This window comes from Halanaerobium hydrogeniformans, from assembly GCF_000166415.1.
Taxonomy (GTDB): Bacteria; Bacillota; Halanaerobiia; order Halanaerobiales; family Halanaerobiaceae; genus Halanaerobium; species Halanaerobium hydrogeniformans.
The window spans coordinates 1,685,978-1,702,170 of the sequence record NC_014654.1; the positions used below are offsets into that span (position 1 = coordinate 1,685,978).

At 33.6% G+C, this 16,193-nt stretch carries 16 protein-coding genes and 3 tRNA genes; 3 read left to right on the top strand and 16 right to left on the bottom strand.

All coding sequences use genetic code 11. The features are described 5' to 3' along the window. Window positions 1-7 precede the first annotated feature (7 nt). The 5 genes from HALSA_RS07645 to HALSA_RS07665 form a co-directional block, all read right to left on the bottom strand. A complete protein-coding gene (locus HALSA_RS07645) occupies window positions 8-925 on the bottom strand; it encodes a metal ABC transporter permease (protein ID WP_013406008.1) in 918 nt (305 codons plus the stop codon). A gap of 23 nt (window positions 926-948) precedes the next feature. Next, on the bottom strand, window positions 949-1,716 hold the full coding sequence (locus HALSA_RS07650; protein WP_013406009.1) for a metal ABC transporter ATP-binding protein: 768 nt from the start codon (window positions 1,714-1,716) through the stop codon (window positions 949-951). A 12-nt stretch (window positions 1,717-1,728) separates the two neighbouring features. Then, window positions 1,729-2,640, bottom strand: coding sequence for a metal ABC transporter solute-binding protein, Zn/Mn family (locus HALSA_RS07655; RefSeq protein WP_013406010.1), 912 nt, complete (start codon window positions 2,638-2,640; stop codon window positions 1,729-1,731). A gap of 191 nt (window positions 2,641-2,831) precedes the next feature. Further along, window positions 2,832-3,293, bottom strand: coding sequence for a hypothetical protein (locus tag HALSA_RS07660; protein ID WP_013406011.1), 462 nt, complete (start codon window positions 3,291-3,293; stop codon window positions 2,832-2,834). Window positions 3,294-3,403: 110 nt separating this feature from the next. Next, window positions 3,404-3,778 (bottom strand): DUF4870 domain-containing protein, encoded by a 375-nt coding sequence (locus HALSA_RS07665; RefSeq protein WP_013406012.1) that lies wholly within the window; start codon window positions 3,776-3,778, stop codon window positions 3,404-3,406. Window positions 3,779-3,968: 190 nt separating this feature from the next. On the opposite strand from HALSA_RS07665, the gene HALSA_RS07670 reads away from it, so the two are divergent. Next, entirely contained in the window at window positions 3,969-5,195 is a 1,227-nt protein-coding gene (locus HALSA_RS07670; protein ID WP_013406013.1) for a BaiN/RdsA family NAD(P)/FAD-dependent oxidoreductase, read from the top strand. Between the two features lie 144 nt (window positions 5,196-5,339). Here the strand turns inward: HALSA_RS07670 and HALSA_RS07675 are convergent, their stop codons facing one another. Beyond that, window positions 5,340-5,861: a peptidylprolyl isomerase gene (locus HALSA_RS07675; RefSeq protein WP_013406015.1), complete on the bottom strand. Its 522-nt coding sequence runs from the start codon at window positions 5,859-5,861 to the stop codon at window positions 5,340-5,342. Window positions 5,862-6,281: 420 nt separating this feature from the next. Between HALSA_RS07675 and HALSA_RS07680 the strand changes: the two genes are divergently transcribed. After that, the gene (locus HALSA_RS07680; RefSeq protein ID WP_238524740.1) at window positions 6,282-7,028 is read left to right on the top strand and encodes a mechanosensitive ion channel family protein; all 747 of its coding nucleotides are present in this window, start codon (window positions 6,282-6,284) and stop codon (window positions 7,026-7,028) included. Window positions 7,029-7,041: 13 nt separating this feature from the next. Here the strand turns inward: HALSA_RS07680 and HALSA_RS07685 are convergent, their stop codons facing one another. Beyond that, complete coding sequence (locus HALSA_RS07685) at window positions 7,042-8,448, bottom strand: FAD-binding oxidoreductase (protein WP_041596021.1); 1,407 nt, start codon at window positions 8,446-8,448, stop codon at window positions 7,042-7,044. A 184-nt stretch (window positions 8,449-8,632) separates the two neighbouring features. On the opposite strand from HALSA_RS07685, the gene HALSA_RS07690 reads away from it, so the two are divergent. Further along, a complete protein-coding gene (locus HALSA_RS07690; RefSeq protein WP_013404750.1) occupies window positions 8,633-9,994 on the top strand; it encodes a DDE-type integrase/transposase/recombinase in 1,362 nt (453 codons plus the stop codon). A 210-nt stretch (window positions 9,995-10,204) separates the two neighbouring features. On the opposite strand, the gene HALSA_RS07695 is transcribed toward HALSA_RS07690, so the two are convergent. The 9 genes from HALSA_RS07695 to HALSA_RS07735 all read right to left on the bottom strand — a co-directional run bounded on the left by HALSA_RS07695 (window position 10,205) and on the right by HALSA_RS07735 (window position 16,193). Further along, window positions 10,205-11,176: an electron transfer flavoprotein subunit alpha/FixB family protein gene (locus tag HALSA_RS07695; RefSeq protein ID WP_013406018.1), complete on the bottom strand. Its 972-nt coding sequence runs from the start codon at window positions 11,174-11,176 to the stop codon at window positions 10,205-10,207. Between the two features lie 2 nt (window positions 11,177-11,178). Further along, window positions 11,179-11,982, bottom strand: coding sequence for an electron transfer flavoprotein subunit beta/FixA family protein (locus HALSA_RS07700; protein ID WP_013406019.1), 804 nt, complete (start codon window positions 11,980-11,982; stop codon window positions 11,179-11,181). 4 nt (window positions 11,983-11,986) lie between these two features. Next, window positions 11,987-13,087, bottom strand: a complete 1,101-nt coding sequence (locus HALSA_RS07705; protein WP_013406020.1) for a YkvI family membrane protein — start codon at window positions 13,085-13,087, stop codon at window positions 11,987-11,989. Between the two features lie 194 nt (window positions 13,088-13,281). Continuing rightward, window positions 13,282-13,357, bottom strand: a tRNA-Phe gene (locus HALSA_RS07710). A gap of 31 nt (window positions 13,358-13,388) precedes the next feature. After that, a tRNA-Met gene (locus HALSA_RS07715) sits at window positions 13,389-13,465 on the bottom strand. 8 nt (window positions 13,466-13,473) lie between these two features. Beyond that, a tRNA-Lys gene (locus HALSA_RS07720) sits at window positions 13,474-13,549 on the bottom strand. A 94-nt stretch (window positions 13,550-13,643) separates the two neighbouring features. After that, on the bottom strand, window positions 13,644-14,876 hold the full coding sequence (locus HALSA_RS07725; RefSeq protein WP_013406021.1) for a LysM peptidoglycan-binding domain-containing protein: 1,233 nt from the start codon (window positions 14,874-14,876) through the stop codon (window positions 13,644-13,646). Window positions 14,877-14,901: 25 nt separating this feature from the next. After that, window positions 14,902-15,408, bottom strand: coding sequence for a tRNA (uridine(34)/cytosine(34)/5-carboxymethylaminomethyluridine(34)-2'-O)-methyltransferase TrmL (trmL, locus tag HALSA_RS07730; RefSeq protein ID WP_013406022.1), 507 nt, complete (start codon window positions 15,406-15,408; stop codon window positions 14,902-14,904). Window positions 15,409-15,437: 29 nt separating this feature from the next. Next, on the bottom strand, window positions 15,438-16,193 hold the full coding sequence (locus tag HALSA_RS07735; protein ID WP_013406023.1) for an MBL fold metallo-hydrolase: 756 nt from the start codon (window positions 16,191-16,193) through the stop codon (window positions 15,438-15,440).

Genomic DNA, 16,193 nt, shown 5'->3' on the forward strand with positions numbered 1-16,193 from the left:
AATCATTTTAGCTAATCTGAAGTTTTTTGCCTAAGTTAAGGATGCCATATTTAGGAGAAATAATCAAGGTAACTAAGAAAATTATCGACATAATTATAACTATTGAAGCACCTGAAGCAATATTATATATAAAAGATAGATAAAGACCTACAATAGATGATATAAAGCCAATTGAAGCTGAGATTAATATCATAACTGACAATCTATCTGATAATAAATATGCAGTGGCTCCAGGTGTAATAAGCATTGCAACCACTAATATTATACCCACTGTTTCTAAACTAGCTACAATTGTCATAGTTATCAAAAACATTAAACCATAATGAAAAAATAATCTATTAAAGCCTAAAGCCGATGATTGTATCGGATCAAATGTGTAAATCAATAATTCATGAAAATAGATTTTAACAAAAAATAATGTTATAAAACTGATAATTACTGTCAAAATCAAAGTATCCATCTGCACTCCAAGTACATTACCAAATAGTATATGCATTAAGTGGGTTGAAGTTGCTATTCTACTGATTATTATAACACCAGCAGCAAAAAAACTGGTTAATATAATCCCCATTGCTGTATCTTCTTTAATGCGGCTATTAATCTCAATAAATGACATACTCCCTGCTGCAATAATACCAGCAACAAAAGCACCAACTGCAAAGGGAAGATTTAGCAAATAGGCAAAAGCTACTCCAGGTAAAACCGCATGGCTAATTGAATCGCCAAGTAGAGCCCATTTTTTTAAAATAATAAAATTGGACAAAATACCACAAACAACCCCCACCAAAATAGCAGTTAATAAGGCTCTCTGCATAAATTGATATTCAAAAGGAGCTCCTAAACCACCTGGAAGCAGGCTAAATAGATAAGCAATAGCTCCCATTATTCTATTTATATTTCTTTCTAAAATTGTATATATAATCATTAACTATACCTCCATCTCTAAACTTATAAATAATGCAAACTCTTACCGAAAACTTCTTTTATCCACTCTTTAGTAATCAATTCATCTGGATCTCCAACCTTGATAATCGTCTTATTTATCAATATTGCTAAATCTGCATATTCTCTAGTAGCAGCAATATCATGTGATGCCATTAAAATAGTTTTACCATCAGCTGCTCCTTTTTTTAATAAGTCCATTATTATCTCTTCAGACTGTTGATCAACTCCAGTTAATGGTTCATCTAAAAGAAGTATCTCTGCATTCTGGATTAGAGCTCGAGCTAAAAATACTCTTTTCTTTTGACCTCCTGAAAGTGATTTTATTGGTGAATTCTTTTTATTCTTAAGGTCTACTAATTCTAAAACTTCATCAATCTTTTGAAGCTCTTCTTTTTTGTATAAATTAAATCTTAAAAGTTTATCAAAGAGAGAATAATTACGTTTGCCAAAAAGACCAGTTTTAATAACATCTTTGACCAGGATTGGGAAATCCCAGTCTAACTCACCTTCTTGAGGTATATAGGAAATTTTTTGCTTTTTTCTATGAGCTTTAACGGTATCACCGTTTAGTCTAATAGAGCCTTGCTCAGGTTTTTTTAAACCGACAAGCAGCTTAAACAAGGTGGACTTACCGGCCCCATTGGGGCCGATAAGTGCTATAAAATTACCTTGGGGAAGTTCTAAATTAACATCATATAATATTGGCTCTTTAGCTCCGGAATAACTTGCAGATACAGCTTTAGCTTCAACTGCCAATTGATTAATTGTCATAAATAATCACCTCTAATAATTTAAAGCCTCTAAAATAAGTTCAACATTTACTCTCATCATATCAATGTAATTTCCAGCCTCTCCACCAGACTCGCCCAGTGAATCCACATATAATGGTCCAAATACTTCACTACCAGTATCATCAGATACTGCTCTGACATGTCTATCTGAAATTGTACTCTCGTAAAATATTGCACCAGGCTGGGTTTCATTGATTATTTCTGTAACCCTTAGTATTTGGGCCGGAGTTCCTTCTTCTTCTGAATTACTACCCCAGACAGCATCATGACTAAAATTATATCTATCTGCAAAATACAGGAATGCTGCTTCAGATGTAATTAAAACCCTTCTTTCTTCAGGTAACTCTCTTAAACTATTAGTTAATTCTGCATGAAGATTCCAAATCTCTGCAATATAATTTGCAGCATTCATCTCATATTCAACTTTATTTTTAGGATCTATTTCTATTAATTCATCTCTTATTACTTCAATATATTTAGCATATTTCAAGGGATCCATCCAAACATGAGGATCATCACTACCTTCATAATCACCTAATAAAATAGCTAATAAATCTACATCAATGTTTTCAGCAACAGCTACAGCTTTCGAACCAGACTGCAGTGCAGATTCTGCCTGGGGAAGCCACTCTTCAATTTCTAGACCATTATAGAAGAAAAGATCTGCTTCTTCTAAAGCCACAAAATTTTCAGGCACTAATTCCCATTCGTGGACTTCAGCCCCAACCGGAGCTATTACTCGATGATCAATATTATCTCCAGCAACCTGATCTACTGCATCTGCAAGTACAGTAAAACTTGAAACAACTACAGGTTTTTCTTTTGCCTGAACGCCAGAAACGATTAAAAGACTAAGCAATGAAACAAGAAATATTATTGTTATATGTTTTTTATTTTTTAACATTTTAAATCTCTCCTTATATTTTTGTAGTGGTACAAACTATTTGTATATTTACAATATTATCAGTAATAATTCTTATTGTCAAGTTAATTTAGAAAAAATTTAGACATAAAAAAACACCACCCTAATTGCAATAATTGCCTAAGAGTGGTGCTAACAAAAATACTATTTGCATAATTTTTTGCTATATAATTTTAAATATTAATATCTATTAGAGCTGTCACACCTACCTCTGGAATTCTTTCTACATTTTGCAGATTGCCGGGGTTTTTAGTATTAATAGGTACAAGAGCCCTTATTCTAAAATCTCCTCCCCTAAAATCACCTTCAAGTTGAGCCACTGCTTCAACCCTATTAACTGCTTCTTCTGGACCTGCAACCTGTACTGCTCCAACATAAGTTCCTGATCCTACAGTAACTATAGGAACAACCTTTGTTTTCTGCTGTACTTCAACACCTCTATTTAAAGTTAGTGTGTTGATAAAGTCATTTATAGGTTCTGCAAATCTATCGACAACTACTCCAATCCCAAGTGTTTTAAGCAGCCTATCCACAATACTTGATGCTTGAACAGTCTGGATGAAAATAGGTGCTACTATCAGCAAAAAAACTAAAAGAATTAAAATTGTTTTATTAAAAATAATGTTTCTAAACAAGGTGTTCCTCTCCTTTTTACCAAATTTTTCTAAGATTAAGTATTTTAAATATTTAATCCCTCCGAGATTATATTTAAATTTTATCCCGAAGGGTGTAAAAAAATATTCGCTTATTGATCATCAGAACTTTCTTCTTTTTTAGATTTTTTCATCTTTGAAAGCTGCTCCTCAGCAAAATCACCAGCATATGGTAGTTTATAAAGTTGGCCCTGATAGGCCTTAACCATTAATATTAGCCAGAGCACCAGACCTAAAATAGAAATTAGAAATGAAACAAGCCAGCCTAAAATAGGAATCCAACCGATTACTATAGTAATTACAAATAGAGCTAGAAAGGTTACCAATGACTGCATAGCATGAAATCTTACATATTCGTTTTCTTTTTCTAAAAACAAAAACACAATTCCGGTAATCCACCCCAGTACATAGCACAGCAGAGCCTCAAGATTTTCATCAATACCTAAAACAGTATTCTTTTCAGCCATAGTATTCTCCCTTCTTTATAAATATTAATAATCCCCTCTTTATTAATAAATTAAACATTAAAATCATTATTCCTTCCTGTAAAAAATAATTTAAATAACTATTTGAATCTGATATAATTTAAAAATGGGTGAAAGTAAATTAGTATAATTTTAATTGTACTAAAAATATATTTCAAATAAGGATGATTTTATGAAAGTTGATCTTATAATTATAGGAGCTGGACCTGCAGGTCTTTTTACTGCTATACAGGCAGCTTCTAAAAACAAAAATATTTTAATACTTGAAAAAAAACCTACTCCCGCTAAAAAATTATTGATTACCGGTTCTGGTCAGTGTAATTTAACTCAGGCTGGCGATATTAGTGATTTTTTTGCCCACTATGGAGAAAATAGTGATTTTCTAAAAGGTTCACTATATAGTTTTGATAATCTAGCCCTACTTAGATTTTTTAGAAAAAGAGGAATAGAATTTGAAACACGGGAAGGTTCAAAAATCTTTCCTAAATCCGGTAAGGCAAAAGATATTCTTGAGGTCTTAGTAAAAGAAATTAAAAATTTAGGGATAAAAATAAAATATAATCAGCAGGTTAAGGAATTAAGTTGTGATCAAAAAACTAATGTTTTTAAAGTTAGTACTTCAACCCAAAATTATTTTGCTGATTTTGTAGTTGTTGCTGCCGGTGGAAAATCTTATCCTACTACAGGCTCAACCGGAGATGCTTATAAATTTGCCAGTTCTCTGGGCCACAGCATTAAAAAAGTCAAACCAGCTTTAACTCCGGTTAAGATCAAAAACTATAAATTTTCTGAACTGGCAGGAATCTCACTTAGTAATATAGAACTTTCACTCTGGAGAGATAATAATCTAATAAAAAGATGGACTGGAGATTTACTCTTTACCCATCAGGGTTTATCTGGGCCTGCTATTTTAAATTATTCACGCTATATTAAAAAAGGAGACCTTATAAAGGTTCACCTGGTTGATAAAAAAAATGAAGCTCTTTTAGATAAATTATTAATTGAAAAGATCAATAACTATGGTAATCGACTCTTTAAAAATGTGCTCAAAGACTTCGAAATTCCTAATAGACTTGCTGATATTCTTATTAAAATCTCAAAAATAGATCAAGCTAAAAAAGCGGCTCAAATAACTAAAAATGAGCGAAAAAGAATTCTTAAACTGCTTTATGGCCTTTCTTTAGAAGTAGAAGATCTAGGGTCTTTTAAAGAAGCAATGGTAACAAAAGGTGGAGTTAATTTAAAAGAAATTGATCCTTCAACAATGGAATCAAAACTCAAAAATGGCCTTTTTGTAGTTGGAGAAGCACTTGATATTGATGGAGACACAGGCGGTTATAATTTACAGGCAGCTTTTTCTACAGCTTATCTTGCTGGAAGGAAAATAGCAAAAAGCTGATGATCAAAAAAACTGGTGTCTTTGTAGTCAATCTAGTTTCAACTGATAATAAGAGAGAATTCTGGTATCTTGATAAATTTAAAACCGGCATTACTAAAATGCCGGTTCTATTATTTCTGCTATTAATTTATTTTTAAGAATTAATTATACTTTTTCTGGAGCATCATATTCCTGGCCAAATAATTCTACTTCAACCTTTTCAATAATCTGATCTTCTAAAGGCATATCACGAGCATCTGTTTTGACATCAGCTATTTTATCAACTGCATCCATACCTTCAATTACTTCACCAAAAGCTGCATACTGACCATCTAAGTGGGGAGCATTCTGATGAACTATAAAAAACTGAGACCCTGCAGAATTAGGATTTTGGCTGCGGGCCATCGAAATAACTCCTCTTGTATGACTTAAATCATTATCATAACCATTACTGGCAAATTCACCTTTAATTGCATAACCTGGATTGCCTGTGCCAGTTCCTTCTGGACAACCTCCCTGAATCATAAAACCTTTGATAACCCGATGAAATTTAAGACCATTATAATAATCTTTTTCTGCCAGGTCGATAAAATTATTGACGGTATTTTCTGCCTGTTCAGGATATAATTCTAATTTAATTTCTTCACCATTATTTAATATAATTTTTACTTCTGGATTTTTATCCACAATATTCCACCTTTCTAGTTAATAAATTTCTTTTATTTATCTAATTATAATAGATAATCTGTCTAAAAACAAATAATTTGCATTAATGCCTAAAAACTCTTTATAATAAATTAGAGGTGAGTAAATATTTTATATAATTTTGCTTTAAGTTTAGGACTATTTCTTTTAATTTATTTAATTTTGCTTCAATCCACCAGATTAATTCTAAAAAAAGTATCTCAAGAAAAATATAAAAAGATCAAGGAAAATCTTAAACTACCTATCTTTCTGCTGCTTTTAAATATCGCTCTTTTAATCCCCTTTGCCTTTGAAACAGAACTTAATCTCTTCTGGGGGAATTTAAAACATCTTTTAGATATAACATTGATTTTTGCAATCTCCTGGATACTTATTAAACTGTTAAATGTTTTTAAGATTTTTATGGCAGAAAAACATAGGGTAGATGTTAATGACAATTTAAAAGCCCGAAAAATCCATACTCAGTATAATATATTAGAAAAAGTTATTACAGTAATAATAATCTTTTTTGCAATATCTGCTGCCTTAATGACCTTTGAATCGATCCAGAAATTCGGAATAAGTCTTTTTGCATCCGCTGGTGTGGCCAGTATTATCATAGGTTTTTCTGCTCAAAAAATAATTGCTTCCATCATTGCCGGTATTCAACTTGCAGTAGCTCAACCAATCAGGGTAGATGATGTTGTGATAGTTGAAGGTGAATGGGGTTGGATTGAAGAAATTAATTTAACCTATGTTGTGGTTAAAATCTGGGATCAGAGAAGACTCGTTGTTCCAACAACTTATTTTATAGAAAATACTTTTCAAAACTGGACCCGCAAAACTTCCTCTATTCTGGGAACTGTTTTCCTTTATACTGATTATACAGTTCCGATTGATGAGATCAGAAAAGAACTTGATAGGTTATTAGAAGATAATGAGCTCTGGAATAATCAGGTTAAGGTGATTCAGGTAACTGATGCAACTGAAAAATCGATGCAGCTTAGAATTTTAGTTAGTGCTGATGATTCTCCAACAGCCTGGGAGTTAAGGGTCTTTTTAAGAGAACATTTAATTAAATTTATCAAAGAAAATTATCCAGAAAGCCTCCCCAAAACAAGGGTAGAATTCCCAAACAAAAGCAAATCACCTACAGCTGAACAGCAATAGGTGATTAAATTTATTATTTTCTGATGATGCTTTTACCTGAATTTAAGATATCATTCGGGTCAAAGGCATCTTTTATTTTTTCCATGATTTCTAGCTCTCTCTCTGAGTACATCATTTTTAAATATTCTAAACGCATTTCTCCAACTCCGTGTTCACCGGTAATCGTTCCTCCAATATCCACAGCATTCTGATAGATATCCTTTTTTAAGCTTTCATAATAATCTGGTTTAGAACCATCTTCTTTTAAAATAATCACATGTAAATTACCATCTCCGGCATGGGCCACAACAGGACATCGAGTATTATATTTTTCTTCAAGTTCATTTAAAATATTTAAATATTCACAGAGCTTACTCCTCGGTACTGTTACATCCGGACTATCGATAATTTTATCAGAGATTGCAGGTAAAATATGGCTTCTAATATCCAGAATAGCTTTACGTTCAGCTGAAGTCTGAGCAATTAACATATCAACCGCATTATGTTCAGCAGTAATTTGATCAATCTGAGCTCCTATCTCAAAAAGATCATCTTCTTCTGCTTCAGCCAGCATTATCATTAAAAAATATTTGCCATTTTGGGCAGGCCATTTTTTGCCGATATCAGCTGCTGCCAATTCTATTTCATCTTTTTCTACATATTCCAGAGCCATCGGAATAATTCCCTTTTTTAAAATGGCTGGTACTGAAGCAAAGGCATCTTCTCGGCTGTCAAAGGCAACAATTAAAGTTCCATTTGCTTTTGGCTCCGGATAAAGCTTTAAGCATACCTGAGTAATAATCCCCAGAGTACCCTCACTACCTATCATCAACTGCATCAAATCATAACCGGCATTGTTTTTTAACAATTTTCCCTCACTACCACCATAATTAACTATTTCGCCTGTTGGTAGAACAACTTCCATTCCCAATACCTGATTGCGCATAATACCATGTTTAACAGCTCTTACTCCACCGGCATTCATAGCAGCCATTCCACCTACCTGAGCTCCTTCATCACCAGGATGGAGGGGAAAATAAAGGTGATCATTACTTTTTAATCTTTCATTTAAATCACCCAAACTAACAGCAGCTTCACATTTTAAAAGCATATTTTCTTCATCTAATTCTAAAATTTTATTTAATCTTTCTAAAGATAAAATAATGCTTTCTTGAGCAGGAATTGTATTTGCAGAAAGTGCAGTACCTGCACCTCTTGCTATTACATTGATCTTTTTTTGATTGGCATATTTTAAAATTTGAGAAATATCTTCTGCATCAGCAGCTTTCACAACAACCGAACCTGCAATTGGTTCAGGAGCTACCAGCGAGTAATTGTCATTTGTACTTTCTCTGCTGTATGATAAAACCCTTTCCGGGTTTTGATCTACCCATTTATCACCAACAATCTTAATTAAATCATTAATAACTTCTTTCTTCATTATTTTTCCTCCAATATAATTAGATGTTACGTCAAATCTAATAGTTTTTTCAAAAATATTAATAGTTATCATAGTTGTCAGGCTAGGAATCTCCATAAAAAGAAGGAATCCCTCCCCCTGAGCTAGTAAATAGTAATTGAGAAAGTCACAACCTACTAGACCCAGAAAGGAAGGGATGTAAGTTATGTTTTCTCGAAAAATACCTAATTTCCTGCTTAAACCTATCATGAATTTTGTTCTTTTGACCTATCTTTTTTTCGCCAGACTTTTCCAGGTTGATTTTGAACCCAATAATAAACTCGATGATAGTTATACTAAATTTAACAGTTTTGATGACCCACAACCTATTATAGAATATAATCAGGTTGACTATCGCGATATTCTAGCTGAAGCTGAAAAAAATGGTGAAACTATTCAGCCTGTTAATCGCAATAAACCTCTAACTGTAAAGGTTGAGGAGTGCTCTCAATGTGGAGCTCCCAAAAAATATCTCTACAGTTTCGGTCATGATCCAGATGGATACCAAAAGTTCCAGTGTAAACTCTGTAAACATCAGTGGGCTCCTAAGAAACCTAAAAAACCTAAGAACCACCCTACATATCGCTGTCCTTTCTGCAACTATGCTCTTGCTAAAGAGAAAAAGCGCAAGCATTTTACCAAGTATAAATGCCGCAATGATGACTGTTCTAAATGGAAAAATGAACATAAGCGTTATCGCTACAGAGCCTATAATTTTGATATCAATAAGCTTGAACTTTCCAGACCTGATAAAGAACCTGTTAACCTTGATCATTCTCACTATGGAAACTTTACCATCTCTAAGGCTATTGACTTTTATGTCAGTCTTGGTCTTTCTTTAAGACAGGCTGAAAGAGCTCTTAAACTTGCCTATGGTGTTTCACCTTCAGCTCAAACCATCCAAAATTGGACTGTCTCTTTAGCTTACAGACTTGCTCCTAAAATCAATGAGCTTGATCTGCCTTTATCTGGTATTGTTGCTGTTGATGAAACATATATTAAAATAAAAGGCAGCTGGCATTATCTTTTTACTGCCATAGATGGTGAAAATGGCTGTGTTATCGCTCAGCATCTTTCTAAAAATCGCGACGCTAAAGGTGCAATAACCATTTTAAAAAGAATAATCGACCAATATCAAGACCAAAAATTTGTTCTAGTTACTGATATGGCTCCAATTTACAGAGCTGCTGTCCATGCTGCTAAAGTGTTTTTGAAAACCAATATTGACCACAAACAACTTAAGGGGCTATTTGCTAACGATGATAACTCAGATGAAATTTACAGACCTTATAAAAACATCATTGAAAGGTTTTTCGGTACTTATAAAGCCCATTACAAACGCCATAAAAGCTTTAGCTCTTTTGATGGTGCACTTACTCATATAACTCTTTATCAGCTCTATTTTAATTATTTAAAACCTCATAGTTCCTTTAATGATAAACCACCACTGATAGTGGAAGGAGCAAGAGGTCAGCCTATCGAATCCTGGGCCCAACTTATCAGATGGATCACCAAAACTGATAGGTAATTAAATATCTTTTAGAAAAATCATGTTTTATCTCTTTAGATATTTATAATCACTAAATACCATTTTCTTACTTTATTTACAACTTTAAACTTTTGACATTCTGATCATTTTCATTATAATCGTAATTAGTGGTGCTCTATTACTATTTGCTTACATTTTATGGTAACTATCATATTTTATTTGACGTTATCTAATTAGATAAGCATATTTTTATTTTTTAAGCATCTCTATAAACTCTGGTATTATTTGATACAGATCAGCTACTATTCCATAATCAGCAAGATTAAAAATTGGTGCAGAAGGATCAGTATTAACTGCAATAATAGTATCTGCTTCTTTCATCCCTGCTAAATGTTGAGGGGCGCCAGAAATACCGAAGGCAAAATAAAGTTTTGGTTTTACCCGCTGTCCACTATATCCAACCTGATATTCTTTTGCTATAAGCCCCGCATCTACAACATCACGGGAAGCAGCAAGTTGACCACCCAGCAGGTCTGCCAGTTTTTTAAGTAGTTTAAAATCTTCTGTATTTTTTACCCCGCTTCCACCAGCTACAATAATATCTGCTTCTGCAATATTAATTTCTTTATTACTCAATTTTTTTATCTGCTTTAAATTAGGATTTTCATTTCTTTTTAGCTGACAGGCTATTATTTCTCCCTGTCTTGTTTTATCTGTACTACCTTTTTTAAATTCTTGATAGCGAATTGTTGCCATCTGTGGTCTGGTATCAGATTTAATATGGGCCAGAATTTTTTCACTAAAAGCAGGTCTGATTTGTACCAAATTACCTTCTTCATCAATATCTAAGGCGGTACAATCAGCGGTCAATCCTGTTTTAAGTCCAGCAGCAATTCTTGGAGCCAGTGAACGGCCAAAATTACTAGCTCCTGTTAAAATGATATCAACCTGATGCTCCTTTAAAAAACTTAAAATATTTTCTTTATACAAAAATTCGTCTGGATAGGCAAAAGCGGAGTCTTCAATATAGTAAACCTTTTCTGCTCCATGAAAAATCAATTCAGATAAATCTACTTTTTCCGGAAGCAAAATTAGTACTGAAAGTGTTAAATCAGCCTTATCTGCCAGTTCTTTCCCCTTATTTAAAAGTTCAAATACTACCGGGTGTATTTTATCCTGACTGTATTCTGCCAGAATTAATAATTCGTTTTTAGCTGCCATGGTTAATCCTCCATCAAATTTTTTTCAATTAATAATTCTTTTATTTTTTTATAGGCACTTTCTTTTTCTTCTTCTGTAAAAACTTTAGTTTTTCTACTTATTTCTTCAGGCACTACTATATTATCCACCCAGGTCGGTGAACCTTTAAATCCAACCTCATCTATTTTAACTTTGTTTTTAATATCTTCAAAAGTTAAGAGCTTGACCTCAGCCTTTCTAGCCTTCATTTTATCTTTAAAAGAAGGTAAACGAGGTGTATTGATATCTTTGGTTACTGTAATTAATAAGGGATAAGTAAAAGTTTTGCTGTAATTAGCCTGCCAGAGTGAGGTTTTAATCTCTATCTCGTCTTCTTCTACAGAGATTAATTCGCTCACATAGGCTGCATGGTTTATATTTAAAAACTCGGCAGTCTGGGGACCTACTTGAGCAGTATCACCATCTACACTCATCTCTCCAGCAATTATAAGATCATAATCACCGATAGTTTCTACTGCTGCTGCCAGGCTGGCTGAGGTAGCAATAGTATCAGCCCCTGCAAATTGTTGATCATTTAAAAGATAAGCATTATCTGCACCTCTGGCTACTGCCTCTTTAAGTGCTTCTTCTGCTCTAGATGGTCCCATACTCAAAACACTAATTTCTGCCCCTGTTTTTTCTTTAATTCCTACTGCAGTTTCCAGGGCATTTAAATCAAAGGGATTTACCTCTACCCCGGCTGATTTTCTATCAACTCTCCCCTTTTCAGAATCAAATAATACTTTATCCATTTCGGGAACCTGTTTTATAAGGACAATAATATGCAAACTATCAACTCCTAAATTTTCTTTTGATCAATCTATAAAATACCGGTATTATAAGGATCGGAATACCTAAATAACCTAAAAAACCATAACCCTTAGACACAAGTGGGATTAAACCAAAGCGGGCTATAGACCAGGTTAAAATAACAAATAATAAAGAAGCAAATATTGAATGACTGTGACCGGTATCATCATTAGGCCACCAGGCAATAATTCTTTTTACTCCCCCGAAAACAAAATTTACACCTGTTGAAATAACACCTAAAATAATCAAAGTAGAAATAATATTTTCCGCTAGAGCTCCCCCTACCCCATTATTAACTACAAAAATAGTAGGCACAGGAATTTCCAAGATATCAGGATAATAGGCGAGAACCGTTAATGAAGCAAGAGTTAATAATACACCATTAATTACAAAACCAGCCCATGCTGCTTTAAGAGCATCTTCTCGAGTTTCTAATACATCTGCTACTGCAACATATGCCCCAACTGCTATCGCTTGAAAACTGGCATAAAGCAGCATGCTCCAAAGAGCTGACCAGACATTGGTTTTTGCAGTTTGATCAGAAATAACAGAAATTATCTGAGGAAAACTGACTACTGCGTTTACACCATAAACTACAATCACCCCAGCAATAATTGCTATACCTATGTAAGTTGCTGCCTTTCTAACAACCTTTGCACCAAAAATAGTTAGAAAAAATATTATTACCGCAATAAAAATTGTGTTTGGTAAATATGGTGTTCCTAAAGTAGATTGAATTGTACTTCCACCTGTTGCAAAGGCTACTGCTGTTGCCACACCCATTGTCATTACGAAAATTATTTCATATAAATTAGAAAAAAGCTTGTGATATGGGTAGTAAAATTCATCTGTCCAACTTCTGTAATCATATGTCTTGTTAACAACACTAAAATCCCAGGCATAATAAAAAATTATTGCATCTATTCCCATTGCTAAAAAAGGAGTAAATACAGAATACCAACCATGTCTAACAAAAAATTCTGCAGCCTGCCTACCTGAAGCAAAACCACCACCAAAATGAGTTGTAAACCAAACGAATGCTACACTTAAAAATACTGGTACTGCAAATGTTCTTTTCTCCACTACTCTGTCTCCTCCACTAAATTATTTAAAATTTGATTTTTTGCTTTACTTTAGCACAGCAAAGTAAAGACTTATTTAATTATAAATTAATATTTTTTAAGTGTCAAGGAGTTGAACTGAGATTTAAGATTGTGGAATTTTTTTCTACTTTAAAGCAAAAAAAAGACAAGCTGCTGCCTGCCTTAATTTATAAATGGTGGTGAGAGACAGAATCGAACTGTCGACACGTGGATTTTCAATCCACTGCTCTACCAACTGAGCTATCTCACCCTATTAAATTTTACAAAAAAAATTAAAAAAATGGTTGCGGGGGCCGGATTCGAACCGACGACCTCCAGATTATGAGCCTGACGAGCTACCAGACTGCTCTACCCCGCGTCAATAAATGGTGAGCCATGGAGGAATCGAACCTCCGACAACCTGATTAAAAGTCAGGTGCTCTACCAACTGAGCTAATGGCCCATTTAACCAGCGACATTTTATATAATATCACCCATTTTGCTACTTGTCAAGAAAAAAATCAATATAAGCAGACTTTTTTGCCTGCCTATATTTTTTACGGTAAAAAATCTCTTGGGTTTAAAGGTTCATCATTTCTTAATACTCCAAAATGAAGATGGGGGCCTGTACTCATTCCAGTATTACCAGAAAGAGCAATTTTCTGTCCCTGTTGAACATTTTCACCTCTAGAAACCAATAGTCTAGAATTATGTCCATAAAGTGTTTCTACATTATTACCATGATCAATTACCACAGTATAACCAAAACCATTCATCCAGCCACTATTAACTACTCTACCGGATGCGGCAGCCTTAACTTCAGTTCCTGTCGGAACTGCAATATCAAGACCATTATGGAATAATCTTTCATTCCTAACCGGATGATCTCTCCAGCCAAATTCTGAAGTCACTCTTCCTCTAACAGGCCAGATCAAGGAATCGCTTTGCAAACGAAGTGGACCAGATTTACTGGCTCCTTTGATTACTAATTCCTGCCCAGCATATATTCTATCTCCCTCAAGATCATTATTCTCCCTGATTTCAGATGCTTTGGTACCATAGATCTGAGCAATAACACTTATAGCCTCACCTGGCTGAACTTCATGGGTGATAGTACTATCAGAACTTTCACCACTATCATCTCTATTTGAAGAGCTTTGCTGATTGGTACTTGAGTTGGGCAAGGTGAGTTCCTGACCTTCTCTAATAAATTCCGAACTAATGTCATTAGCAGCAATAATCTCTTCTGCTTTAAGATTATTCCTTGCAGCTATTTGAGAAAGTGTATCTCCTCTTCTGACTGTATAAGTACTACTTTCTTGATTTTGATTATGCTCATTACCACCAACACCGTTAACTGGAATTTTTAAGGTTTGTCCATAATCAATTCTTTCAGAATTCAAGTTGTTAAATTCTTTTATTTCTGAAACAGTTAAATTGCGACTACTTGCAATTCTTGAAAGAGAATCTCCACGACCAACTATGTATAACTCATATGATACTTTTTCAACAAAAGAATTTTTAAGTTTTTGATAAGTTTCTCTGCCAACTATACCATCAACTGACAAACCATTGCTACTCTGAAAATCCTTAACTGCTTCTTCGGTTGCCCTACCAAAAATTCCATCACTTGAAATATCATATCCTAATTCTGTTAAATACTTCTGAACCTCAACTACTTCACTACCCCGATTATTTAATCTTAAGTTATAAGCATAACTGCTAAATGTTAAGGTCAAAAGAAAAATAATTAATATTATTAAAGTTCTTTGAAATCGAATTTTTTCCATTTCTCCCCTCCTTTCACAACTCTAACTATATATTTCTAGATAAAGACTTATTTTCCTTTTTGAATCTGCCTTTTTTATTTAAATTGTTAAAATTATTTTGTCTTAATGCCTCATAAATTATTATTGAGACAGAATTAGCAAGATTTAGCGAACGCAAACTATCTTTCATGGGAATTCTAATACAATATTCAAGATTATCTTTCAGCAAAGTTTCTGGAAGACCAGCAGTTTCTTTCCCAAAAAGAAAATAATCATCAGCCTGATAATCCAACTCATGATATGAGTTTGCTGCTTTAGTTGTTGCATAAAAAAATCGACCATCTTTATTTTTTTTAAAAAATTCATCTAAAGAATCATAATAATTAATATCTAATTTATGCCAGTAATCAAGACCAGCTCTTTTCAAATGCTTATCTGAAGTTGAAAAGCCAAGTGGTCTAATTAAATGCAAAGCTGAATCGGTAACCGCACAGGTTCTAGCAATATTACCGGTGTTTTGTGGTATTTCTGGTTCTACAAGTACAATATTCATCTTCATCACCTTTAAAACTTAATTTTCATTTAAACTTCAATCGTTAAGCCGTCATAAGCGGGACTAACATTTTTAGGTAAATAATTAGCTAAATCTTCATGTTCAAGCCTGTGTGAGATATGGGTTAAGTAACCATGTTTTAAGCCCAATTTGTTGACCAGCTCTACAGCCTGATCTACAGACATATGTGTTGGGTGCTCAGTATATCTTAAAGCATCAATCGCAGCATAATCTATTCCTTCTAATAGTTTAAAGGATTTTTCAGGAATTTTGCTGCAATCTGTTAAATAAGCAAAGTTATTAATTCTATATGCTAAAATTTTGTTTTTTCCATGATAAATTGGAACTGCTTTTATCTTTAAATCTCCTAAAGTAAAGCTCTGCTCTACCTCTCTTAAAATTACCTGTGGAACTCCACCTGCATTATTTTCTGCAAATATATAAGGGAAAATCCTTTTAATATGGGCAAGTGTTTCCGGATTTGAATAAATGGGCATAGCTTTATTTTGATACCAGTTTAAAGCTCTAATATCATCAAAGCCCATTATATGATCAGCATGAGCATGAGTCATTAAAACAGAATCTACATCTTTAATCTTATTTTCCAATAACTGTAATCTCATTTCTGGAGGAGTATCTATTAATAGATTGTATTCATTACTTTTTATATATATTGAAGTTCTTTTTCTTTTATTTTTTGGATTATTTGACTGACATGTCTTACAATCACAGGCTATAACAGGAACTCCATGTGAGGTTCCTGTTCCTAAAAATGTTATCTGCAA